Here is a 21,984-nt window from a genome sequence, read left to right as displayed (position 1 = left end):
AAACCCCCAGGCAAGAAAGGGGACTAGGATACCGCAGATTGGAGCGCCGTTAATGGCGCTCCAACTCACGCAAACGCTCCAGGATTTCCAGAACCACCAGGCGCGGTGGCCGCTCGTCGGTTTCGATGATCACATCGGCGATTTCGCGATACAGCGGATCACGCAGTTGCATGAGGTCACGCAGGATCTGATCCGGATTGGGCTTCTGCAGCAGCGGGCGGTTCTTGTCGCGCGCGGTGCGGGAAATCTGCTGCTCGACCGAGGCATGCAGGTAGATCACCTTGCCGCCGTTCTTGAGAATTTGCCGATTGGCATCGCGCATCACCGCGCCGCCGCCCGTGGCGACGACCATGCCACCTTCGGCGCACAACTCGGCAAGCATCGACTGCTCGCGCTCACGGAAGCCCGCCTCGCCCTCGACATCGAATATCCAGGGGATGTTGGCTCCGCAGCGCTGCTCGATCTCTTTATCCGAATCCTTGAAAACGAGGTGAAGCTCTTTGGCGAGAAGACGCCCGATGGTGCTTTTCCCAGCCCCCATCGGGCCTACCAGAATCAAATTGGACACGACATTGATCAACGGCCGACTGCAAAGGCCTGATTATTCATGATCCGCGGGGTAAGGAAAACCAGCAGCTCGTTCTTGCTGTCGGTTACCGTATCGCGACGGAACAGGCGTCCAATGAACGGAACGTCGCCCAGGAACGGAACCTTGTCGGTCGCCTTGGTCTGGGTGTTGGAGAACACGCCACCGATCACGATGGTTTCGCCATCGTTGACCAGCACTTTCGCGTTCACTTCGTTCTTCTTGATCGGCGGCACGCCATTGAGTGCGTTGGCGTAGTCCGGCTCGTCCTTGTTGACCTTGACTTCCATGATGATGCGGTTGTCCGGCGTGATCTGCGGGGTCACTTCCAGGGCCAGCGCGGCCTCCTTGAAGGACACCGAGGTCGCGCCACTGGAGCTGGCTTCCTGGTACGGAATCTCCGAACCCTTCAGGATCTTCGCGGTTTCCTTGTCGGAGGTGACGACCTTCGGCTGGGAGACCACTTCACCGTTACCGCTCTTCTCCATGGCGGACAGTTGCAGGTCGAGCATGGCATGATCGCTCAGGAAGCCGATGCCGATGCCCGACGTGCTGTTGGCGACGCCCATGTCGACGAACGGGACCGGCGCCACACCATTCTGCGAGGTGAAGTTGCCAATCGTGTCGGTGCCCGGCAAGGATACCTGGCCATTATTGATGGTCCGAGCCCCGTCCTTGCCGTAGAAGTCCCAGTTGCCAGAGCTGAACGCGCCGCCCCAGCGGACGCCCAGGCTCTTGCTGTAGTCCACTGCTGCCTCGACGATGCGCGCCTCGATCATTACCTGGCGAACCGGGATATCCAGCTGAGCGACGATGCGGCGCAGCTCATCCAGGCGATCCTGGGTCTGGTAGGCAATGATCGCATTGGTACGATCATCCACGGTAAGCGAGCCGCGATTATCCACGCCAGCCGGCGCTGTACCCGGAGCACCGCCAACACCAGTAACCGACTGGAACAGCTTGGCGATGTCGGCTGCCTTGGCGTAGTTCACCTGAATCAGCTCGCGACGCAGGGGAGCCAACTCGGAAATCTGCTTCTGCGCTTCGAGCTCCTGACGCTCACGCGCCGCGATCTCTTCCGCCGGAGCGACCAGCAGGACGTTACCCACCTTGCGCTTGTCCAGGCCCTTGGTCTTCAGCACCAGGTCCAGCGCCTGGTCCCACGGCACATTCTGCAGACGCAGGGTGATATTGCCCTGAACGGTATCGGAGGCCACCAGGTTCAGGTCGGTGAAGTCGGCAATCAGCTGCAGCACCGAGCGCACATCGATGTCCTGGAAGTTCAGCGACAGCTTCTCACCGGTATAGGCGAAGGTGTCCTTCTTGTGCTTCTCGGCATCGTCCTGGGTCATCGGCTTGATGCTGACGGTCATCCGGTTATCGGTCTGATAAACGAGATAGTCATACAGGCCGGTCGGCTCGATGGTGATGCTGGCCTTGTCGCCCGCCGCGGACGCATTGACGAACTGCACCGGAGTCGCGAAGTCCTTCACGTCCAGGCGCACGCGCAGGTTGTCGGGCAGCTGGGTACGCGGGAATTCCAGGCGGATCTTGCCGCCCTGTTCCTGGATGTCCGGGCTGACGGTCGGATCGGACAGGTCGATCACGACATTGCCTTCGCCCTGCTCGCCACGCTGGAAATCAATATTGCGAATCGCCTTGCCGGCTGGAACGTATGGTTTGGGCTGAGCAGGCTTGGCAACCGGTGCGGAAACCGGTGCAGCGGAAGCGTAGGAATTCGAAGTCGCGCCCGCCCCACCGACCACGACGTACAGATTCGAACCTTCTGAACGAGTGGTATATGGCACCAGGGTGGCCAGGTTGACGATCAGGCGAGTGCGATCCTTGGCCTCGACCACCGTCAGGCTGCGGGCATTGCCCACTCCCAGCTCGCGGTTCTTACTACCCAGCTTGTTCTGCACACCCGGCAAGTCCAGCGCGATGCGTGCCGGCTGCTCGATGGTGTAGCCACGCGGCGTCGCGACCGGCCCGTCAAAGCCCAGCTTCAGCTCGACCCGGTCGCCCGGCAGGGCTGCCACATCGACGCTCTGCAGGTTGGCGGCCAGCAGCGCCGGCGCGAAGACTGCCGCGAGCAAGGAGATGCTCAGGCGGGAAAGCATTTTATTCATCGTCTGAATCCGTCGTGCAGACTGCAGTTTGTTATCCATGTTCATCCCCGCCCTTAGGAGCGTTCCTTGAGAGTCAGGCTGCGCGGACGCTCAAGCCAGCCACCCTCACCATCAGGAACGATTTCAATCACGTCGATCTTGCCTTCGCTGATGGCAATGATCTTGCCGTCGTTGCGCCCCAGGTAGTCGCCGATCCGTACCCGGTGCACCCCTCCTGCACCTTTTACGAGCGCGAACATCTGGTTGTCCCTGGACAAGGTCCCCACCATCTCGAAGGTTTCGATATTGAAGCCTTCCAGGAACTGCTTGACCCGGGTTTCGTCAGGCTTGACCACCTTGTTGCCCTTCTGCTTCACCGCCAGATCGATCTTGACCGGCGGCTGGAACGGGCTGCGCAATGCCGAGGCACTGTAGGTGAACGCTTCATACGGCTGGAACTTGGGCAGAGGCTCGATGGCCCCCTTGGGACGCGCACGTACCTCGTCCATATAAGCCTGCAGGTCGCCGAAGTCGCCTCCGGAACCGCACCCCCCCAGGTTCAGGAGCAGGAAACCGCAAATGATCAGGCGCCCCCTCATTTCTTGGCTCCCGTGCTCGGGGCATTAACCTTCACGCCCTTGTCGTTATAGCGATAGGTCTTGGCCAGGATGGTCATCCTCAACCGGGACGTGCTGTCGGCGCTGGCCGGCTTGATCTCGAAGTCGTGCAGGGTGACGATCCGCGGAAGGCTGGCCACACCGCTGACGAAGGTCGCCAGGTCGTGATAGCCGCCCACGACACTGATCTGGATGGGCAACTCTATATAGAACTGCTGGGTCACTTCCGGCAGCAGCTTGATCTCCTCGAACTCGAGCCCACTTCCCAGGCCGGTACGGGTGATGTCTTCGAGCAACCCGGGGACTTCGGTGTCGCTGGGCAGCTGCCGCAGCAAGGCGCCGAAGGACTCCTCCATCTCCTTCATCTGGGTCTTGTAGGCTTCCAGATTGGCCGCCTGGAACGCCTTGGTGGAAAACTGCTGCTTGAGCGTCTCCTCTTCGGAGCGTTGCCGATCCAGTTGTTCCTGCAGGTCCTTCAGATGGAAGTTGTAGCCAAGCGCGAGCACCACGGCCATCAGCAGGATGCAGGCGATGACCTTGACCGCCGCCGGCCAGGAGCCGAGGTTGTTCAGGTCAAGATCGTTGACGTCGATCTTGCGCAAGCTCTCGAGGGAACTGGCCAGACTCATTTCTTGGCTCCTTGCGCGACGTTCTTCTGCACCGTCTCTTCCGCGCCGGGCTGGGTCTGTTGAACCGTCAGCTGGAAGATGTTCGCCTGATCCACGGCGCCCTGGGTCACCGCCTTCACTTCCGTCAGGTTCGGCGCCTTCAGCCACTCGGAAGCATCCAGGTTACGCATCAGGTTGGACACCCGATTGTTCGACTCGGCCGCCCCCGCAATGGCAATGGATTTCCCGGTCATCTTCAGGTTGGTGAAATAGACGCCATCGGGCAGCGTACGGACCAGCTGGTCGAATACCCGGCCGATGATCGGACGGTTGCCCTGCAGGTCCGAAATGATCTTCATACGCTCCAGCAATTGCTGCCGGCGAGTCTTCAGTTCGCTGATTTCCTTGATTCGCGCATCGAGCACGGCGATCTCCTTGCGCAGGAAATCGTTACGCGCATTCTGGTTCTCGATGGCCGAATTGAAGTACTGGTCCCCCAGGAAGACGAGCGCCCCCGAGGCCAGCAGCACCGCCCCCAGGGTCACCAGGAAGCGCTGCTTGCGCTCCTCGCGCAGCTGTTCCCGCCACGGCAATAGGTTGATGCGAGTCATCAGTCGAAACTCCTCATCGCCAGACCGCAGGCAATCATCAGCGCCGGCGCGTCACTGGCCAGAGCCCCCGCATTGACCTTGCCGCTGAGCACCATGTCGGTGAAGGGATTGGCCACGAGTGTCGGAGTACCGATCTTCTGCTGGATCAATCTGTCCAGATCCGGGATGGAAGCCGTACCGCCCGCCAGCAGGATGTAATCCACGTCGTTGAACTGACCGGCTGCGAAGAAGAACTGCAGCGAACGGGATACCTGCTGAACGACCGCATCCTTGAACGGTTGCAGAACTTCGCTGTCGTAGTCATCCGGAAGACCACCCTGCTTCTTGGCAAGACCGGCTTCTTCCACGGACAACCCGTAGCGACGCTGGATCTCCTCGGTGAGCTGACGCCCGCCGAACAGCTGCTCGCGCGTATAGATGGTGCGGCCGTGGTGCAGCACGCTCAGGGTGGTCATGGTGGCGCCGATGTCGACCACCGCGACTGTGAGCTCGTCGGCATTGCCGCCCAGCTGATCACCCAGCAGACTGAACGCTCTTTCCAGCGCGTAGGCCTCGACGTCGACGACCTTGGCCGTCAGACCCGACAGCGCCAGAGCCGCCTCGCGCACCTCGACGTTTTCCTTTCGACAAGCGGCGAGGAGAACATCGACGCGCTCGGCGTTTCGTGCGGATGCGCCCTGGACTTCAAAGTCGATCGCGACTTCTTCGAGGGGATAGGGGATGTACTGGTCGGCCTCGATCTTGAGCTGGTTCTCCAACTCGTCTTCCGAGAGACCGCCGTCCATCTCGATGGTCTTGGTGATGACCGCCGAGCCGGCGACAGCGACCGCAGCCGTCTTCACGCCGGTGCGCGCCTTGGCGACCACACGTGACAACGCCTGGCCGACACCCTCCAGCTCAGCGATGTTCTTTTCTACGACTGCATTGGGCGGGAGCGGCTCGACAGCGTAGGCCTCTACTTTGTAGCGGCCTCCAGAGCGGCTCAGTTCGAGGAGTTTGACCGAAGTCGAACTGATGTCTATCCCCAGCAGCGTGTTCGCTTTCTTATTGAATAGCCCTAGCACGACTGATTTCCTATCAGCATCCGAGACTTACGGACGATTTATGTTTTTTCACATTAGATACCAGACTTGACACCTTCGCAAATGGCTCACCGGGAAAAAAATTGCTTATAATGTGATCAGCTTTTCCCTTTTTGCCGCGCCATCCGCTTAACTCTTTCTTTTCTCTGGAAATCCAAGACCTTCCAATGCGCCTGCTGAAGTTTCTGTGGTGGACCTGCGTCACCATAATCTGTGGATTGCTGCTCAGTTTCAGCGGCGCCTATCTCTACCTCAGCCCCAACCTCCCGTCCGTGGAGGCCTTGCGCAACGTGCGTTTGCAGATGCCATTGCGCGTGTACAGCAGCGATAACAAATTGATAGCAGAGTTTGGCGAGATGCGCCGCACGCCGATTCGCTTTGCTGAAATCCCCCAGGATTTCACCCACGCATTGCTGTCGGCCGAGGATGACAACTTCGCCAATCATTATGGCGTCGACGTCAAAAGCCTGATGCGCGCTGCCGCGCAATTATTGAAGACCGGACATATCCAGACGGGCGGCAGTACCATCACCATGCAGGTGGCGAAGAACTACTTTCTCACCAACGAGCGTAGTTTCTCCCGAAAGATCAATGAGATATTGCTCGCGCTACAGATCGAGCGGTCGCTGACCAAGGACGAGATCCTCGAGCTGTACGTCAACAAGATCTATCTCGGCAACCGCGCCTACGGCGTGGAAGCTGCCGCCCAGGTCTATTACGGCAAATCGATCAAGGACTTGAGCCTGGCGCAGATGGCGATGATCGCCGGCCTGCCGAAGGCGCCATCACGCTACAACCCGCTGGCCAACCCAGCACGCAGCCTGGAACGTCGCAACTGGATCCTCGAGCGCATGCTCAAGCTGGGCTTCATCGACCAGCCGCGCTACGACGCCGCCGTGAAGGAGCCCATTGCGGCCTCCTACCACGTTCAGAGTCCGGAACTGGCGGCACCGTATATCGCCGAAATGGCGCGCGCCGAACTGGTCGGCCGCTTTGGCGGAGATGCCTATACCGAGGGCTACCGCGTCTATACCACCGTGCGCAGCGACCTGCAGGACGACGCCAACGATGCGCTGCGCGACGGCCTGCAGGAATACGACCAGCGGCACGGCTACCGCGGCCCGGAAACCCGCCTGCCCGGCAAGACCCGCGATGCCTGGCGCCAGGCGATTGCCCAGCAGCGCCCACTCGGCGGCCTGGAGCCGGCGATCGTCGTCCAGGTGGAAAAGAGCGGCGCCCTGGTGATGACTCGGGACGGCAAGGAAGAAGCGCTCGGCTGGGACGGCATGAAATGGGCACGTCCTTTCCTCAGCAACAACAGCATGGGGCCGATGCCGCGCCAGCCGAGCGATGTAGTCCAGCCTGGCGACGTGATCCGCGTGCAACGCCGCGAAGACGGCTCGCTGCGCCTGAGTCAGGTGCCGGCGGCGCAGAGCGCGCTGGTTTCGCTGAATCCGCAGGACGGCGCGATCATGGCGCTGGTCGGCGGCTTCTCCTTCGAGCAGAGCAACTACAACCGCGCGACCCAGGCCAAGCGCCAGCCCGGCTCCAGCTTCAAGCCGTTCATCTACAGCGCCGCACTAGACAACGGTTTCACCGCCGCCTCGCTGATCAACGACGCTCCCGTGGTGTTCTATGACGAATACCTGGACAAGGTCTGGCGGCCGAAGAACGACACCAACACCTTCCTCGGCCCGATCCCGATGCGCGAGGCGCTGTACAAGTCGCGCAACATGGTGTCGATCCGCATCCTCCAGGGCCTGGGCGTCGAGCGCGCGCGCAACTACATCAGCCGCTTCGGCTTCAACAAGGACGAGCTGCCGCCGAACCTGTCGATGGCGCTCGGCACCGCCACCCTGACGCCGCTGGAAATTGCCTCCGCCTGGAGCACCTTCGCCAACGGCGGCTTCAAGGTTTCGCCCTACGTGGTCGAGCGCATCGAAAGCCGCGACGGCCAGGTGGTCTATCAGGCCAATCCGCCGCGGGTACCCGCTGACGAGACACAGGCCCAGCCCACGCCGCCCCAGGCGCAATCCACCGGCACCAACGAACTGGGCAACGACGACCCGAGCCTGGCCAAGACCACCATCGAGCCGGCCGCCGCCGAGCGCATCATCGATGCCCGCACCGCCTACATCATGACCAGCATGCTGCAGGATGTGATCAAGCGTGGCACCGGCCGCCGCGCCCTGGCGCTCAAGCGCGACGACCTGGCAGGCAAGACCGGCACCACCAACGAATCCAAGGACGCCTGGTTCTCCGGCTTCAACGCCGATTACATGACCACCGTCTGGGTCGGCTTCGACCAGCCCGACAGCCTCGGTCGTGCCGAGTACGGCGGCAACGTCGCCCTGCCGATCTGGATGCGCTACATGGGCGCGGCGCTGAAGGACAAACCCTCGCACCTGCTGCCCGAACCCGCCGGCATGGTCAGCCTGCGGATCGATCCGGTGACCGGCCGCGCAGCCGCACCGGGCACACCGGGCGCTTACTTCGAGCTGTTCAAGAACGAGGATACGCCGCCCTCGATGAGCGAACTGGCTCCGGGAAGCGCGCCGGGAAGCGGCATGCCGGCAGAAGAAGAAGCGCCGATCGACCTGTTCTGACAGGCAGACAAAAGCCCCTCGCAAGAGGGGCTTTTGCATTGAGGGAATGATTCTCAAAGAATCATGGCATTTCGCCAAAGCATTGATTAACCTGCCGCTTGCGGCGGCGAACAACCCCGGACGACCGACCCCATCCGGCGCGTCAGGGGCTTCCCGCAGCAGCGAAGCCCAGCTGGCTGGTGCGCCTGTCCTACTGAGGCAGATCGCGCCAGGTCAGGTAGACACGCAAATCGAACTCGAGCTGGTGGTAACCCGGCAGCATGTGCTCGCACAGCTGGTAGAAGGCCTTGCTGTGGTCGCGCTCCTTCAGGTGCGCCAGCTCATGGACCACGATCATCTGCAGGAACTCCGGCGCCGCATCCTTGAACAGCGAGGCGACGCGGATCTCCTTCTTCGCCTTGAGCTTGCCGCCCTGTACCCGCGAAATCGCGGTATTCAGGCCGAGGGCACGCTGCACCACGTCCAGCTTGTTGTCGTAGAGCACCTTGTCCACCGCAGGCGCGGTGCGCATGTACTGCTGCTTCAGGTCCATGACATAGCCATACAGCGCCTTGTCGCTCTGCACGTCATGACGGCCGGGATAGCGGCGCTCCAGGTACTCACCGAGGCGGTCCTGCTCGATGAGCTGGCGCACCTGGTCCTGGAGCTGTTGCGGGTAGGCCTGGAGATAGCGGAGCGGCTGCATGGGACGGCGACTGGCGGGAAATCAGGCCGCCAGTCTACCGCATTCCCCGCTCAACCCAGTGCCTGGGTGCTGTAGGCCTCGGTACGGTAGGGGAATGCCACCTCCGCGCGGCCTTTGAGGGCCGGATGAGTGCCGATCAACTCCCGCAGCTGCTCGGCGACCCGCTGTTTCTGTTCGTCCGGCAGCGCAGCGATGAAGCTGACCGACAGGATGCGCGACACGATCACCTGCTCCGGCGGGCCGATGTGCTGGTAGCTGAACTCCCGCAGGCGCAGCGGCGCGAATTGTGCGCCGGCAAACGCCCGGCGCCATTCGCCGGTGTGGAAGCGCGGCGTGCTGCCCTCGTAGCGCTCGACGATGCGAGTCACTTCGGCGACCCAGTCGACCCGCTCATCACGCACGTTCCAGACCAGGCCGAGATGGCCGCCCGGACGTAGGACCCGATGGATATCGGCGAGTGCGCGCTCGTCGGCGAACCAATGGAAGGCCTGGGCGCAGGTCAGCGCTTCCATGCTTCCCGCCGTCAGGGGAATCGCCTGGGCAGTACCGTTGAGCACCCTTACCGCCGGCAGGGTCGCGCTCAGTTGCTCGCGCATCGCCGCCACCGGCTCGATTGCGGTGACCTGCGCGCCTGTGCGCACCAGCAAGGCGGTGAACTTGCCGGTGCCCGCGCCAAGGTCGAGCACGTCCTTGCCCGGGCCGATCTCCAGCTCCTCGCCGAGCCAGCCGAGCAGCTCCTCCGGATAGTCCGGTCGCCCGTGGGCATAGGCTTTCGCTTCGCGGGCGTACCCCTCCCGCGCACTGCCATGCACATCCGTCATCGTGCCTCCTGAGCCAGCCCGGCCCGAGCACAAGCGCTCAGCGGAACCGGCAGGTTTTGCCATCAAGATAGCTACGGTAGCAGCTGAGCAGGCGCGAACTCTTGATCCGGCAACGTTTCTGCCGACATTCGCTGGCAAATTCGAAGCGGCCGCCATCGGGGTCGGCCAATTGGATGCGGATCGCCGGCCAGCCTTTCTTCGGCGCCTTCTCCGGCGTGCTGAGCACGCGGTTCTCGTTTTCCACCAGGGCCGCCCCCGCCTCGGCATAGTCGAAGACGAACAGCAGGGTGCGTGAGGTCTTCAGCGTGCACTCCTGGTGGGTCAGGCAGTTCTGCGCATCCACCGGCAGGTCCACCGGCGGCTTGGGCGGTGGCGCCGGGGGTTCCGCGGGGCGCAACGAACAGCCGGCGAGCAGCGCCAGCGACAGGGCGGCAAGCCCGGCACGCAGCATCGACATGCCATCAATCTCCTTCTGGCAGATACGAAAGAGCCCCGCAATGCGGGGCTCTTGGCGAACGGAGCGGGATCAGTTGACCTTCGCTTCGAGCTCACCCTTGGCGTAACGCTGGAACATGCCTTCCAGGGAGATCGGCTTGATCTTGGAGGCGTGGCCGGCGGTGCCGAAGGCTTCGTAGCGGGCGATGCAGACGTCGCGCATGGCTTCGACGGTCTTGGCGAAGTATTTGCGCGGGTCGAACTCGCTCGGGTTCTTCGCCAGGAAGCGGCGGATGGCGCCGGTGGAGGCCAGACGCAGGTCGGTGTCGATGTTCACCTTGCGCACGCCGTACTTGATGCCTTCGACGATTTCCTCGACCGGAACGCCGTAGGTTTCCGGAATTTCGCCGCCGAATTCGTTGATGATCGCCAGCCAGTCCTGCGGGACGGAGGACGAACCGTGCATCACCAGGTGGGTACCCGGAATGCGCGCGTGGATCGCCTTGATGCGGTCGATGGCGAGGATGTCGCCGGTCGGCGGCTTGGTGAACTTGTAGGCGCCGTGGCTGGTGCCGATGGCAATCGCCAGGGCATCGACCTGGGTCTTCTTGACGAAGTCGGCAGCTTCTTCCGGATCGGTCAGCAGCTGGCTGTGGTCCAGCACGCCTTCGGCGCCGACGCCGTCTTCCTCGCCGGCCATGCCGGTTTCCAGGGAGCCCAGGCAGCCCAGCTCACCTTCCACGGACACGCCGCAGGCGTGGGCGAAGGCAACGGTCTGCTGGGTCACGCGGACGTTGTACTCGTAGTCGGCCGGGGTCTTGCCGTCTTCCTTCAGCGAGCCGTCCATCATCACCGAGCTGAAGCCCAGCTGGATGGAGCGCTGGCAGACGTCAGGGCTGGTGCCGTGGTCCTGGTGCATGCACACCGGGATGTGCGGGAATTCTTCGATGGCCGCGAGGATCAGGTGGCGCAGGAAGGGCGCACCGGCGTATTTGCGGGCACCGGCGGAGGCCTGCACGATCACCGGGGAGTCGGTCTTGTCGGCCGCTTCCATGATGGCGCGCATCTGCTCGAGGTTGTTGACGTTGAAGGCCGGAACGCCGTAGCCGAATTCGGCGGCGTGATCCAGCATTTGGCGCATGCTGATGAGTGCCATGGTTTCGCTTCTCCCAGAAGTCGGGCTCGTTCAGTTGTTCAAAAGCCTGCCCCACGGGCAGGCGGTGTTCAAGTATCCAGGCCTCGGCCTGGACAGTCGGCGCTTCAGCGCGCCTTGCAACCTCGGCCGATGAGATCGTTGCTCTCGACCCAGTAGATCAATCCCTGCTCGCCGGTAATGCTGAATCCGACCAGTCCGTCACTATAGAAAGCGCCGGCTCCGCCGGGTTCCTCCTCCAGGTGATGAACCACGTCATCCTCACCCAGGCGCAGGTCGACTACCGACTTGCTGACATCCACGTAACGCCAGATGACTTCGGCCTGGCTGTCGCAGGTCCAGCGATTCCAGCCGGACTCCTTGCCGCCGGCGCCACCGGACGAATGGCTGGAGCATCCGGCGACCAGTGACAGAGCGAGGGCCGGGACAACATAACGCAGCATCGGGCAACTCTCCCTTGAGTCGGCATACCCGCCGAGCATCCAATGTGCCAGCTTGCCCGGCCTACAGCTGGAACGCCAGCGCCGCCCACGATCACACGAGGGCGGCGCTGTACGGATGGGAGCGAGTCGACTGATCGATCCGCGCCCGTCGGCGAAGACCTCAGGCCTTGGCGCGCTGCTCCAGTACTTCCACGGCCGGCAGGACCTTGCCCTCGACGAACTCGAGGAAGGCGCCGCCACCGGTGGAAATGTAGGAGATCTGCTCGCCGATGCCGTACTTGTCGATGGCCGCCAGGGTGTCGCCGCCGCCGGCGATGGAGAACGCCGGGCTCTCGGCAATGGCCTTGGCCAGGGTCCTGGTGCCTTCACCGAACTGGTCGAACTCGAACACGCCCACCGGACCGTTCCACAGGATGGTCTTGGAAGTCTTCAGCAGTTCGGCGAACTGGGCAGCGGTCTTCGGGCCGATGTCCAGGATCATGTCGTCGTCGGCCACGTCAGCGATGTCCTTGACGGTAGCGACGGCGGTCTCGGCGAACTCCTTGGCGACCACGACGTCCACCGGCAGGGGAACGCTGACCTTGGCGGCGATGGCCTTGGCGGTGTCGACCAGATCGGCTTCGTACAGCGACTTGCCAACCTTGTGGCCCGCCGCGGCGAGGAAGGTGTTGGCGATGCCGCCGCCGACGATCAGTTGGTCGCAGATCTGCGCCAGGCTGTTGAGCACGTCGAGCTTGGTGGACACCTTGGAGCCGGCGACGATGGCCGCCATCGGGCGCGCCGGGTTACCCAGGGCCTTGCCCAGTGCTTCCAGCTCGGCGGCCAGCAGCGGGCCGGCCGCGGCGACCTTGGCGAACTTGGCCACGCCGTGGGTCGAACCCTCGGCGCGGTGAGCGGTGCCGAAGGCGTCCATGACGAACACGTCGCACAGGGCGGCGTACTTCTGCGCCAGCTCGTCGGCGTTCTTCTTCTCGCCCTTGTTGAAGCGCACGTTCTCGAACAGAACGACTTCACCGGCCTTCACGTCGACGCCGCCCAGGTAGTCCTTGACCAGCGGCACGGCGCGGCCCAGGGCCTTGGACAGGTAGTCGGCGACCGGCTGCAGGCTGTTCTCTTCGGAGTATTCGCCCTCGGTCGGGCGGCCCAGGTGCGAGCAGACCATTACCGCCGCGCCCTTCTCCAGGGCCAGCTTGATGGTCGGCAGCGAGGCCAGGATACGCGCGTCGCTCTTGACCACACCGTCCTTCACCGGAACGTTGAGGTCTTCGCGGATCAGTACGCGCTTACCTTGGAGGTCGAGGTCGGTCATCTTCAACACGGTCATGACAGTCAGTCCTGTTGGGGCTGTTTGATTAACGTTCGGTAGCGGCGACCCGCAGGTAGTGACCTGCGGTGTCGAGCATGCGGTTGGCGAACCCCCACTCGTTGTCGAACCAGGCCAGCACGTTCACCAGGCGGGGGCCGGAAACGCGGGTCTGGCTGCCATCGACGATGGCCGAGTGCGGGTCATGGTTGAAATCGCAGCTGGCGTGGGGCAGCTCGGTGTACGCCAGCAGGCCTTTCAGCGGGCCTTCGGTGGCGGCCTGGCGCAGCACGCGGTTGATCTCCTCGGCAGAGGTGTCGCGGGAGACCTGCAGGGTGATGTCCAGGGCCGAGACGTTCACCGTCGGCACCCGAATGGCTTTGGCCTGGATACGCCCGGCAAGTTCCGGCAGCAGGCGCTCGATGCCACGCGCCAGACCAGTGGACACCGGAATCACCGACTGGAAGGCCGAGCGCGTACGGCGCAGGTCTTCATGGTGGTAGGCGTCGATCACCGGCTGGTCGTTCATCGCCGAATGGATGGTGGTGATCGAGACGTACTCGATGCCCACGGCCTCGTTCAGCAGCTTGAGCAGCGGCACGCTGCAGTTGGTGGTACAGGAAGCGTTGGACACCAGTTGCTCGGCGCCGGTCAGGCCCTGCTGGTTGATGCCGAAGACCACCGTGGCGTCGATGTCCGTCTCGCTGGCCATGGGCTGGGAGAACAGCACGCGCGGTGCGCCGGCAGCGAGGAAACGCTCGCCATCGGCACGGGTGTGGTAGACGCCGGAGCACTCCAGCACCAGGTCGACATCCAGCGCACGCCAGTCGATGGCCTCGGGAGTCGCCTCGCGGAACACCTTCACGCAGTCGCCGCCAATGTGCAGGCAGCCGTCATCCACGCTCACCTCGCCGGGGAAGCGGCCGTGGGTGGAGTCGAAGCGGGTCAGGTACTCCAGGCTGGCAAGGTCCGCCAGATCGTTCAGGGCGACGATGGAGAAATCAGCCTTGGCGCGGCGTTCGTGCAGGGCACGGAACACGCAGCGGCCGATGCGGCCGTAGCCGTTGAGGGCAACTCGGTAAGGGCGCTTGGACATTGTTATCCCTTGTGGTTCTTCGTAGGAGCGAGCTTGCTCGCGAACCGAGCAATGCCATTCGCGAGCAAGCTCGCTCCTACAAGAGCCTTATCAGGCGTCGAGCAGCTCGGCGGCGACTTCCAGCACGTTCTCGACGGTGAAGCCGAAGTGCTCGAACAGCGCCGGGGCCGGGGCCGATTCGCCGAAGGTGGTCATGCCGATGACGCGGCCTTCCAGGCCTACGTACTTGTACCAGTAGTCGGCGTGGGCGGCTTCGATGGCGATGCGTGCGCCCACCTGGACCGGCAGCACGGCCTGCTTGTAGCCGGCATCCTGCTGGTCGAACACGCTGGTGGACGGCATCGAAACCACGCGCACCTTGCGGCCTTCGGCGCTGAGCTTGTCGAACGCCTGCACGGCCAGGCCGACTTCGGAGCCGGTGGCGATCAGGATCAGTTCCGGCTCGCCGTCGCAGTCCTTGAGCACGTAGGCGCCACGGGCCACGTCGGCCACCTGGGCGGCATCGCGAGCCTGGTGCGGCAGGTTCTGGCGGCTGAAGATCAGCGCGGACGGACCGTCGGCGCGCTCGATGGCGTACTTCCAGGCCACCGCGGACTCCACCGCGTCGGCCGGGCGCCAGGTGTCCAGGTTCGGGGTCATCCGCAGGCTGGCCAGCTGCTCGATCGGCTGGTGGGTCGGGCCGTCTTCGCCCAGACCGATGGAGTCGTGGGTGAACACGTAGAGCACGCGCTGCTTCATCAGGGCGGACATGCGCACCGCGTTGCGGGCGTATTCCATGAAGATCAGGAAGGTCGCGCCGTAGGGGATGAAGCCGCCGTGCAGGGCCACGCCGTTCATGATGGCGCTCATGCCGAACTCGCGCACGCCGTAGAACATGTAGTTGCCGCTGGCGTCTTCGGCGCTCACGCCCTTGCAGCCCTTCCACAGGGTCAGGTTGGAACCGGCCAGGTCAGCCGAGCCGCCGAGGAATTCCGGCAGCAGCGGGCCGAAGGCGTTCAGCGCGTTCTGGCTGGCCTTGCGGCTGGCAATGGTCTCGCCCTTGCTGGCGACTTCGGCGACGTAGGCGGCGGCCTTCTCGGCGAAGTCGGCCGGCAGCTCGCCGGCAACGCGGCGCTGGAATTCCGCGGCCAGTTCCGGGTGCGCAGCCTGGTAGGCGGCGAAGCGCTGGTTCCACTCGTTCTCGTGGCTGGCGCCGGCTTCCTTGGCGCTCCACTCGGCGTAGATCTCCGCCGGGACTTCGAACGGGCCGTGGTTCCAGCCCAGCGCGGCGCGGGTGGCGGCGATTTCGTCGTTGCCCAGGGGAGCGCCGTGGCACTCTTCCTTGCCCTGCTTGTTCGGCGAGCCGAAACCGATCACGGTCTTGCAGCAGATCAGGGTCGGGACGTCGCTCTTGCGGGCGGTGTCGATGGCGGTCTTGATCTCGTCGGCGTCATGCCCGTCGACGTTGCGGATCACCTGCCAGCCGTAGGCTTCGAAACGCTTCGGGGTGTCGTCGGTGAACCAGCCCTCGACTTCGCCATCGATGGAGATGCCGTTGTCGTCGTAGAAGGCGATCAGCTTGTTCAGGCGCAGGGTGCCGGCCAGCGAAGCCACCTCGTGGGAGATGCCTTCCATCATGCAGCCGTCGCCCAGGAAGGCGTAGGTGTAGTGGTCGACGATGGCATGGCCGTCGCGGTTGAACTGCGCACCCAGTACCTTCTCGGCCAGCGCCATGCCCACGGCGTTGGCGATGCCCTGGCCCAGCGGACCGGTGGTGGTCTCGACGCCGGCGGTGTAGCCGTACTCCGGGTGGCCCGGAGTACGCGAGTTGAGCTGGCGGAAGTTCTTCAGGTCGTCGACGGTGACGTCGTAGCCGGTCAGGTGCAGCAGCGAGTAGATCAGCATCGAGCCGTGGCCGTTGGACAGCACGAAGCGGTCGCGATCGGCCCACTGCGGGTTGCTCGGGTTGTGCCTGAAGTAGTCGCGCCAGAGCACTTCGGCGATATCCGCCATGCCCATGGGGGCGCCGGGATGGCCGCTGTTGGCTTTCTGGACGGCGTCCATGCTCAGTGCGCGGATGGCATTGGCTCGCTCACGACGGCTGGGCATCGCTGAATCTCCTGCGGGGGCTGCTTCGAATGATCGAAGGGATGAAAAAGGCCAGCATTTTCGCCCAGCCGGGCCCCGCGGGGCAATGACAGATCGGCAGATGCCTGACACAGAGCACCCGACCGGACCGGCCAACTGATCAAAAACCGTCCATCCGGCAATATCAAAACTTTTTGATACAGCTATTGCCCACACTTTGGCCCACGACTAGACTGCGCGACCTATGAGCCTGCGCCTGCCCGAAATCCGCCACGACGACTGCGACCAGTTGGCTGCCCTGTGCAAGGCTGGTGGCGACCCGCTGCGACTGAACGTGCTGCGCGCCCTGGCCAACGATTCGTTCGGCGTACTGGAGCTGGCGCATATCTTCGGCGTCCGTCAGTCGGGCATGAGCCATCACCTGAAGGTGCTGGCCCAGGCCGGGCTGGTGGCCACGCGGCGCGAAGGCAACGCGATCTTCTATCGCCGCGCCCTGCCCCAGGCCGACAGCCTTGGCGGCACGCTGCACGGTGCGCTGCTCGAGGAGGTGGACAGCCTGGTGCTGCCGGAGGACGTCAGCGCGCGCATCGACAGCGTGCATGCCCAGCGCGCCGCGGTGAGCCGCAACTACTTCGCCCGCAGCGCGGAGAAGTTCCAGGCCACGCAGGACCTGATCGCAGGACTGCCGCAATACCGCGAAAGCGTGCTGGCGCTGCTCGACGCACTGAGCTTCGCCCCCGGCGCCACGGCGCTGGAAGTCGGTCCCGGCGACGGCGGGTTCCTCCCCGAGCTGGCCCGGCGCTTCGACGAGGTCACCGCGCTGGACAACAGCGAGGCGATGCTCGACATGGCGCGGCAACGCTGCGCCAGCGAAGGCTTGAACAACGTCCGGCTGCGACTGGCCGATGCCCTGCAAGATGCCGACGACGCGGCGGACTGCGTGGTGCTGAACATGGTGCTGCATCACTTCGCCGCACCGGCGGAGGCCGTGAAGCAGCTGGCCCACCTGGTGAAACCCGGTGGCAGCCTGCTGGTGACGGAGCTCTGCAGCCACGACCAGAGCTGGGCCCGCGAGGCCTGCGGTGATCTCTGGCTGGGGTTCGAACAGGAAGACCTGGCCCAATGGGCCGAATCCGCCGGGCTCGAACCCGGCGAAAGTTTGTACATTGGTTTACGTAATGGCTTTCAGATCCAGGTGCGGCATTTCGCCAAGCCGGATCCGCGAAGCGTCCTCACCCACCGGTAAATGATAGGAACCGTTAGATGAGCGAATACTCTGTTTTCACTTCTGAGTCCGTCTCCGAAGGCCATCCCGACAAGATCGCGGACCAGATTTCCGATGCGGTGCTCGACGCCATCATCGCCAAGGACAAGTACGCCCGCGTGGCCTGCGAAACCCTGGTCAAGACCGGCGTAGCCATCATCGCAGGTGAAGTCACCACCTCCGCCTGGGTCGACCTGGAAGAGCTGGTGCGCAAGGTCATCATCGACATCGGCTACAACAGCTCCGACGTCGGCTTCGACGGCGCCACCTGCGGCGTGCTGAACATCATCGGCAAGCAGTCCGTGGACATCAACCAGGGCGTCGACCGCGCCAAGCCGGAAGACCAGGGCGCTGGCGACCAGGGCCTGATGTTCGGCTACGCCAGCAACGAAACCGACGTGCTGATGCCCGCGCCGATCTGCTTCTCCCACCGTCTGGTCGAGCGCCAGGCCGAAGCCCGCAAGTCCGGCCTGCTGCCGTGGCTGCGTCCGGACGCCAAGTCCCAGGTCACCTGCCGCTACGAGAACGGCAAGGTGGTCGGCATCGACGCCATCGTGCTGTCCACCCAGCACAACCCGGAAGTCAGCTACAAGGACCTGCGCGAAGGCGTGATGGAGCTGATCATCAAGCAGGTGCTGCCGGCCGAGCTGCTGCACAAGGACACCCAGTTCCACATCAACCCGACCGGCAACTTCGTGATCGGCGGCCCGGTGGGCGACTGCGGCCTGACCGGCCGCAAGATCATCGTCGACTCCTACGGCGGCATGGCCCGTCACGGCGGCGGCGCGTTCTCCGGCAAGGACCCGTCCAAGGTTGACCGCTCGGCTGCCTACGCCGGCCGCTACGTGGCCAAGAACATCGTTGCCGCCGGCCTGGCCGAGCGTTGCGAGATCCAGGTGTCCTACGCCATCGGCGTGGCCCAGCCGACCTCCATCTCGATCAACACCTTCGGCACCGGCAAGATCAGCGACGACAAGATCGTCCAGCTGGTCCGCGAGCACTTCGACCTGCGTCCGTACGCGATCACCAAGATGCTCGACCTGCTGCACCCGATGTATCAGCCGACCGCGGCCTACGGCCACTTCGGCCGCAACCCGTTCGAAATGACCTACGACGGCGACACCTTCACCGCCTTCACCTGGGAGCGCACCGACAAGGCTGCCGCCCTGCGTGACGCTGCCGGCCTGTAAGGTCCGTCCTCGGAAAAGCCCCGCCTCGGCGGGGCTTTTTCGTTTCTGGCGTAGCCGCTTTTCGTAGGAGCGGACTCTGTCCGCGATCCGCCCTACCTTTTCGCTTCCGACCTCCGACAAACCACACCGAATAATCCGCACTCGTCTCGGCGTCGCCCACCACGAACCGCTTCTAGGCTGACGAACTTCCCGCAGCACGGACGCTCGCCATGCCACGCCTGATCCTCGCCTTCCTGCTTTGCCTGCCGCTTGCCACACTCGCCTGCCCGCAATGGACGCCCGAGCAGGCTGCCAGCGAGGTGCGCGCCCTGCAGGCCCAACTGGCGCAATGGGACGACGCCTACCATCGACAGGGAGCCTCCCCCGTCGCAGACGAACTTTACGACCAGGCGCGTGAGCGGTTGCGGCGATGGCAGTCCTGCTATCCGCAGTTCGCGACAGCCGCTGATGCGCCGCTGGCCAGCAGCGCCGGCGAAGTCCGCCATCCGGTCATCCACACCGGCCTCGACAAGCTCCCGGATGCCGCCGCTGTGCGCGCGTGGATGGCGAACCGCAGCGACCTGTGGGTGCAGCCCAAGGTCGATGGCGTCGCCGTAACCCTGATCTATCTGGACGGGCAACTGCACCAGGCGATCAGTCGCGGGAACGGTACCTCCGGGCAGGACTGGACCGCCAATGCGCGCCAGGTGCCTGCAATCCCCCGGCAACTGCCCGGCGAGCGCGGGCGACTGGTAGTGCAGGGAGAACTGTACTGGCGCCTGCCGGAACACGTGCAGGCCCGTCAGGGTGGCCTGGGCGCACGCGGCAAGGTCGCCGGACTGATGACGCGCAAGTCGCTCGGCAGCGAAGGCCAGAGCATTGGCCTGTTCGTCTGGGAGGTGCCGGAGGGCCCGCTGGACATGCCGGAGCGCCTGCAGCGTCTGCGGCAGCTCGGCTTTGCCGACAGCGCCGAACTGACGAAGCCGGTCGCCGGGCTCGCCGAGATCGAAGCCTGGCGCGAGCGCTGGTACCGGCAACCGCTGCCCTTCGCCAGCGACGGCATCGTCATCCGCCAGGGCCGGCGGCCACCGGGCAGGAACTGGAGCGCGCAGACGCCGGGCTGGGCGGTCGCGTGGAAATATCCCTATCAGCAGGCGCTGGCCGAAGTGCGCCGGGTGGAGTTCAAGGTCGGGCGCAGCGGCCGGGCCACGCCCGTGCTGCATCTGGCGCCGGTGGAACTGGACGGACGCAGCATCCAGCGCGTCAGCACCGGCTCCCTGAAACGCTGGCGCAGCCTCGACATCCGTCCCGGCGATCAGGTCGCCATCGCTCTCGCCGGCCTGACCATCCCGCGTCTGGATGGCGTGGTCTGGCGCTCACCCGCCCGCCCCGAGATCACCGCACCAGCGGACGGGCAATACGGCCCCCTGACCTGCTGGCAGCCGACAGAGGGCTGTGAAGACCAGTTTCTTGCTCGACTGGAATGGCTGGGTGGTAAGCAGGGGCTCAATCTTTCCGGCGTAGGGCCGGGCACATGGCGGCGACTACACGAGGCTGAACTGTTGCCGGGATTGCTCGACTGGCTGAGGCTGACGCCCGATCAGCTGTCGCAACAGCCGGGCCTGGGCGAGCGCAGCGCTGCGAACCTGCACCAGCAGTTCCAGCGGGCCCGCCAGCGCTCCTTCACGACCTGGCTGCGAGCGCTCGGCACACCCTCTGTCGACGCACTGCCGCCGGGAGAGGACTGGACCGCCCTGGCCGCCCGCAGCAAGGAGCAGTGGCAGACGCGACCGGGCATCGGCAAGGTGCGCGCCGCCCAGCTGGAAAGCTTCTTCAACGCGCCGGACGTCATGCAGCTGCGGCAGCAATTGCATGACGTCGGCATTGCCGGTTTCTGAAATCCTCAGCGCATCCGGAACGCTTCCTGGTGGAAGCGACTGCGCGGCATGCCCTGGCGGCACAAGTCGCGCCGCAGCAGTTCGGCCAGCCCCTGCGGGCCACAGAACCAGACGCTCGGCCAGCGGCCTTGCGGGCCAGGCTGCAATTCGAGATCGCTGGCCTGCAGCCGGCCTTCGCTCTCGCTGTAGTGGATGCGCAGATCGATACGCGGCAACTGCGCGCACAACTCGCGCAGGCGCCCGGCGTAGATGGCGTCGGACGGCGAGCGCACGCAGTACAGCAGCGTTACCTCCGGGCAGTCCTCGGGCTTGCCCTGCAGGGATTCCAGCCAGGCGAGGAAGGGCGTGACACCGATCCCGCCGGCGATCCACACCTGGCGCCCACTCTTGTCGCGGCGGAAATCGAAGCGACCGTAGGGCCCTTCCACCTTCACCGGATCACCGACCTTCAGGCCCTCCTGCAGGCGTTGGGTGTAGTCCCCCAGCGCTTTGATGCTGAAGCGCACCTCGCCGTCGCCACGATCACCGCTGGAGAGGGTAAAGGGATGCTGCCCTTCCAGCCGGTCACAGGTCAGGAAGGCGAACTGTCCGGCGCGGTGCTGCCAGCGTCCCTGCAGCTTGCAGGTGACCTCGAGCATACGCTCGCCAGGCCGCTCGACCGCCACCACGACGCCCTCGTGGGTGCGCTTGCGGCCGATCCGCCCGCCCAGCGACCAGAGCGCGCAGAGGCTGCCTACGGCCGCACAGAGCGCCACCAGCCAGCCGATCGGCTGAGTCCAATAAGCCGCCGGCGCCAGCACCACGGCGTGGAAGGCCAGCACCAGGTAAACCACCGCGAGGGTTTTGTGCACGTAACGCCACAGGTGGTAGGGGAAGCGCTGCCAGAGCGTGATCACCAGCATCGCCGCCAGTAGCCAGGCGGACCATTCGCCCAGGTCCTTGGCAGAGCCGCGGAAGACGTCGAGAAAGGTTTCCACCCGCGGCCCCTTGGCCGGCTTGGCGATGAACTCCGCCAGCAGCGGCCCGCCCAGTTCCATCAGGTAGTGCAGCAAGGCGAGCACGATGGCGAGAATGCCCGCCCATTTGTGCGCCTGGTACATGCGGTCCAGCCCGTCCAGTGGCCGCTCCAGCCACGCCGGACGCACCGCCAGCAGCATGATCAGCGACATCAGGGCGAAGGCCGCGACGCCGGTGAACAGGATCGCCTGCTTGCGGACGACCCAGATGTCCAGGGCTGCCGGAGGGTCGAGCAACAGGGCCAGGCCGAAGGCCGCCGCGACGGCGGCCAGGATGATCCAGATGAGTTTCATGGGGTCCTCCCAGACTGCTTTTCCAAGCGAAAACTGAAGGATTCCTCTGAATCATCCCTTAATTTCGTAAGGGATATGGCACTTGACCGGCCCTACCATGACACAGGTCAAGGGCTGGGCAA

General features: G+C 64.3%; 19 protein-coding genes. 4 read left to right on the top strand and 15 right to left on the bottom strand.

Annotated features, from left to right (window positions below):
• Positions 1 to 49 precede the first annotated feature (49 nt).
• The 6 genes from aroK to J5M67_RS00235 are packed head-to-tail and all read right to left on the bottom strand — an operon-like array spanning position 50 to position 5,594.
• Positions 50 to 568 (bottom strand): shikimate kinase AroK, encoded by a 519-nt coding sequence (gene aroK / locus J5M67_RS00260; RefSeq protein WP_207882136.1) that lies wholly within the window; start codon positions 566 to 568, stop codon positions 50 to 52.
• An 8-nt stretch (positions 569 to 576) separates the two neighbouring features.
• The gene (pilQ, locus tag J5M67_RS00255; protein ID WP_207882134.1) at positions 577 to 2,715 is read right to left on the bottom strand and encodes a type IV pilus secretin PilQ; all 2,139 of its coding nucleotides are present in this window, start codon (positions 2,713 to 2,715) and stop codon (positions 577 to 579) included.
• Positions 2,716 to 2,768: 53 nt separating this feature from the next.
• Positions 2,769 to 3,293: a type 4a pilus biogenesis lipoprotein PilP gene (gene pilP, locus J5M67_RS00250; protein ID WP_207882132.1), complete on the bottom strand. Its 525-nt coding sequence runs from the start codon at positions 3,291 to 3,293 to the stop codon at positions 2,769 to 2,771.
• Complete coding sequence (gene pilO / locus J5M67_RS00245) at positions 3,290 to 3,940, bottom strand: type 4a pilus biogenesis protein PilO (RefSeq protein WP_207882130.1); 651 nt, start codon at positions 3,938 to 3,940, stop codon at positions 3,290 to 3,292. The genes pilP and pilO overlap by 4 nt, the downstream gene beginning before the upstream one ends.
• Positions 3,937 to 4,530: a type 4a pilus biogenesis protein PilN gene (gene pilN, locus J5M67_RS00240; RefSeq protein WP_207882128.1), complete on the bottom strand. Its 594-nt coding sequence runs from the start codon at positions 4,528 to 4,530 to the stop codon at positions 3,937 to 3,939. The genes pilO and pilN overlap by 4 nt, the downstream gene beginning before the upstream one ends.
• Positions 4,530 to 5,594: a pilus assembly protein PilM gene (locus J5M67_RS00235; RefSeq protein WP_207882126.1), complete on the bottom strand. Its 1,065-nt coding sequence runs from the start codon at positions 5,592 to 5,594 to the stop codon at positions 4,530 to 4,532. The genes pilN and J5M67_RS00235 overlap by 1 nt, the downstream gene beginning before the upstream one ends.
• Before the next feature lie 185 nt (positions 5,595 to 5,779).
• Here J5M67_RS00235 and J5M67_RS00230 point away from each other — a divergent pair, with 185 nt between their 5' ends.
• Complete coding sequence (locus tag J5M67_RS00230) at positions 5,780 to 8,218, top strand: penicillin-binding protein 1A (RefSeq protein ID WP_207882124.1); 2,439 nt, start codon at positions 5,780 to 5,782, stop codon at positions 8,216 to 8,218.
• 190 nt (positions 8,219 to 8,408) lie between these two features.
• Here J5M67_RS00230 and J5M67_RS00225 read toward each other — a convergent pair whose 3' ends face one another.
• From J5M67_RS00225 to tkt, 8 genes are all read right to left on the bottom strand, one after another.
• Complete coding sequence (locus J5M67_RS00225) at positions 8,409 to 8,903, bottom strand: YgjP-like metallopeptidase domain-containing protein (RefSeq protein WP_207882122.1); 495 nt, start codon at positions 8,901 to 8,903, stop codon at positions 8,409 to 8,411.
• Positions 8,904 to 8,953: 50 nt separating this feature from the next.
• Positions 8,954 to 9,724, bottom strand: a complete 771-nt coding sequence (locus J5M67_RS00220) for a class I SAM-dependent methyltransferase (RefSeq protein ID WP_207882120.1) — start codon at positions 9,722 to 9,724, stop codon at positions 8,954 to 8,956.
• 37 nt (positions 9,725 to 9,761) lie between these two features.
• A complete protein-coding gene (locus J5M67_RS00215; RefSeq protein WP_207882118.1) occupies positions 9,762 to 10,181 on the bottom strand; it encodes a hypothetical protein in 420 nt (139 codons plus the stop codon).
• A gap of 69 nt (positions 10,182 to 10,250) precedes the next feature.
• Positions 10,251 to 11,315: a class II fructose-bisphosphate aldolase gene (fba, locus tag J5M67_RS00210; RefSeq protein ID WP_152226796.1), complete on the bottom strand. Its 1,065-nt coding sequence runs from the start codon at positions 11,313 to 11,315 to the stop codon at positions 10,251 to 10,253.
• Positions 11,316 to 11,419: 104 nt separating this feature from the next.
• Positions 11,420 to 11,755 carry an MliC family protein gene (locus J5M67_RS00205; protein ID WP_207882116.1) on the bottom strand — a complete coding sequence of 112 codons (336 nt, stop codon included), beginning with the start codon at positions 11,753 to 11,755 and terminating at the stop codon, positions 11,420 to 11,422.
• A gap of 160 nt (positions 11,756 to 11,915) precedes the next feature.
• A complete protein-coding gene (locus J5M67_RS00200) occupies positions 11,916 to 13,079 on the bottom strand; it encodes a phosphoglycerate kinase (protein WP_207882114.1) in 1,164 nt (387 codons plus the stop codon).
• Between the two features lie 28 nt (positions 13,080 to 13,107).
• A complete protein-coding gene (gene epd / locus J5M67_RS00195) occupies positions 13,108 to 14,154 on the bottom strand; it encodes an erythrose-4-phosphate dehydrogenase (protein WP_207882112.1) in 1,047 nt (348 codons plus the stop codon).
• Positions 14,155 to 14,244: 90 nt separating this feature from the next.
• Entirely contained in the window at positions 14,245 to 16,242 is a 1,998-nt protein-coding gene (tkt, locus tag J5M67_RS00190; protein ID WP_207882110.1) for a transketolase, read from the bottom strand.
• A gap of 223 nt (positions 16,243 to 16,465) precedes the next feature.
• On the opposite strand from tkt, the gene J5M67_RS00185 reads away from it, so the two are divergent.
• The 3 genes from J5M67_RS00185 to ligB all read left to right on the top strand — a co-directional run bounded on the left by J5M67_RS00185 (position 16,466) and on the right by ligB (position 20,552).
• Complete coding sequence (locus J5M67_RS00185; protein WP_207882108.1) at positions 16,466 to 17,467, top strand: metalloregulator ArsR/SmtB family transcription factor; 1,002 nt, start codon at positions 16,466 to 16,468, stop codon at positions 17,465 to 17,467.
• A gap of 17 nt (positions 17,468 to 17,484) precedes the next feature.
• Complete coding sequence (gene metK / locus J5M67_RS00180) at positions 17,485 to 18,675, top strand: methionine adenosyltransferase (protein ID WP_207882106.1); 1,191 nt, start codon at positions 17,485 to 17,487, stop codon at positions 18,673 to 18,675.
• A gap of 209 nt (positions 18,676 to 18,884) precedes the next feature.
• Positions 18,885 to 20,552 carry an NAD-dependent DNA ligase LigB gene (ligB, locus tag J5M67_RS00175; protein WP_207882104.1) on the top strand — a complete coding sequence of 556 codons (1,668 nt, stop codon included), beginning with the start codon at positions 18,885 to 18,887 and terminating at the stop codon, positions 20,550 to 20,552.
• Between the two features lie 5 nt (positions 20,553 to 20,557).
• On the opposite strand, the gene J5M67_RS00170 is transcribed toward ligB, so the two are convergent.
• On the bottom strand, positions 20,558 to 21,862 hold the full coding sequence (locus tag J5M67_RS00170) for a ferric reductase-like transmembrane domain-containing protein (RefSeq protein ID WP_207882102.1): 1,305 nt from the start codon (positions 21,860 to 21,862) through the stop codon (positions 20,558 to 20,560).
• Between the last annotated feature and the right edge of the window lie 122 nt (positions 21,863 to 21,984).

The organism is Pseudomonas sp. 30_B (genome assembly GCF_017491605.1).
Taxonomy (GTDB): Bacteria; Pseudomonadota; Gammaproteobacteria; order Pseudomonadales; family Pseudomonadaceae; genus Pseudomonas.
Note: the sequence above shows the minus strand (reverse complement) of the source record. Positions and strands in the feature narration are given on the sequence as shown.

Excerpts from the sequence above, each read along its gene's own strand:
- pilQ (WP_207882134.1), bottom strand. The coding sequence starts at position 2,715 with ATGAATAAAATGCTTTCCCGCCTGAGCATCTCCTTGCTCGCGGCAGTC.
- pilP (WP_207882132.1), bottom strand. The coding sequence starts at position 3,293 with ATGAGGGGGCGCCTGATCATTTGCGGTTTCCTGCTCCTGAACCTGGGG.
- pilO (WP_207882130.1), bottom strand. The coding sequence starts at position 3,940 with ATGAGTCTGGCCAGTTCCCTCGAGAGCTTGCGCAAGATCGACGTCAAC.
- pilN (WP_207882128.1), bottom strand. The coding sequence starts at position 4,530 with ATGACTCGCATCAACCTATTGCCGTGGCGGGAACAGCTGCGCGAGGAG.
- J5M67_RS00230 (WP_207882124.1), top strand. The coding sequence starts at position 5,780 with ATGCGCCTGCTGAAGTTTCTGTGGTGGACCTGCGTCACCATAATCTGT.
- J5M67_RS00225 (WP_207882122.1), bottom strand. The coding sequence starts at position 8,903 with ATGCAGCCGCTCCGCTATCTCCAGGCCTACCCGCAACAGCTCCAGGAC.
- J5M67_RS00220 (WP_207882120.1), bottom strand. The coding sequence starts at position 9,724 with ATGACGGATGTGCATGGCAGTGCGCGGGAGGGGTACGCCCGCGAAGCG.
- J5M67_RS00215 (WP_207882118.1), bottom strand. The coding sequence starts at position 10,181 with ATGTCGATGCTGCGTGCCGGGCTTGCCGCCCTGTCGCTGGCGCTGCTC.
- fba (WP_152226796.1), bottom strand. The coding sequence starts at position 11,315 with ATGGCACTCATCAGCATGCGCCAAATGCTGGATCACGCCGCCGAATTC.
- J5M67_RS00205 (WP_207882116.1), bottom strand. The coding sequence starts at position 11,755 with ATGCTGCGTTATGTTGTCCCGGCCCTCGCTCTGTCACTGGTCGCCGGA.
- J5M67_RS00200 (WP_207882114.1), bottom strand. The coding sequence starts at position 13,079 with ATGACCGTGTTGAAGATGACCGACCTCGACCTCCAAGGTAAGCGCGTA.
- epd (WP_207882112.1), bottom strand. The coding sequence starts at position 14,154 with ATGTCCAAGCGCCCTTACCGAGTTGCCCTCAACGGCTACGGCCGCATC.
- tkt (WP_207882110.1), bottom strand. The coding sequence starts at position 16,242 with ATGCCCAGCCGTCGTGAGCGAGCCAATGCCATCCGCGCACTGAGCATG.
- J5M67_RS00185 (WP_207882108.1), top strand. The coding sequence starts at position 16,466 with ATGAGCCTGCGCCTGCCCGAAATCCGCCACGACGACTGCGACCAGTTG.
- metK (WP_207882106.1), top strand. The coding sequence starts at position 17,485 with ATGAGCGAATACTCTGTTTTCACTTCTGAGTCCGTCTCCGAAGGCCAT.
- ligB (WP_207882104.1), top strand. The coding sequence starts at position 18,885 with ATGCCACGCCTGATCCTCGCCTTCCTGCTTTGCCTGCCGCTTGCCACA.
- J5M67_RS00170 (WP_207882102.1), bottom strand. The coding sequence starts at position 21,862 with ATGAAACTCATCTGGATCATCCTGGCCGCCGTCGCGGCGGCCTTCGGC.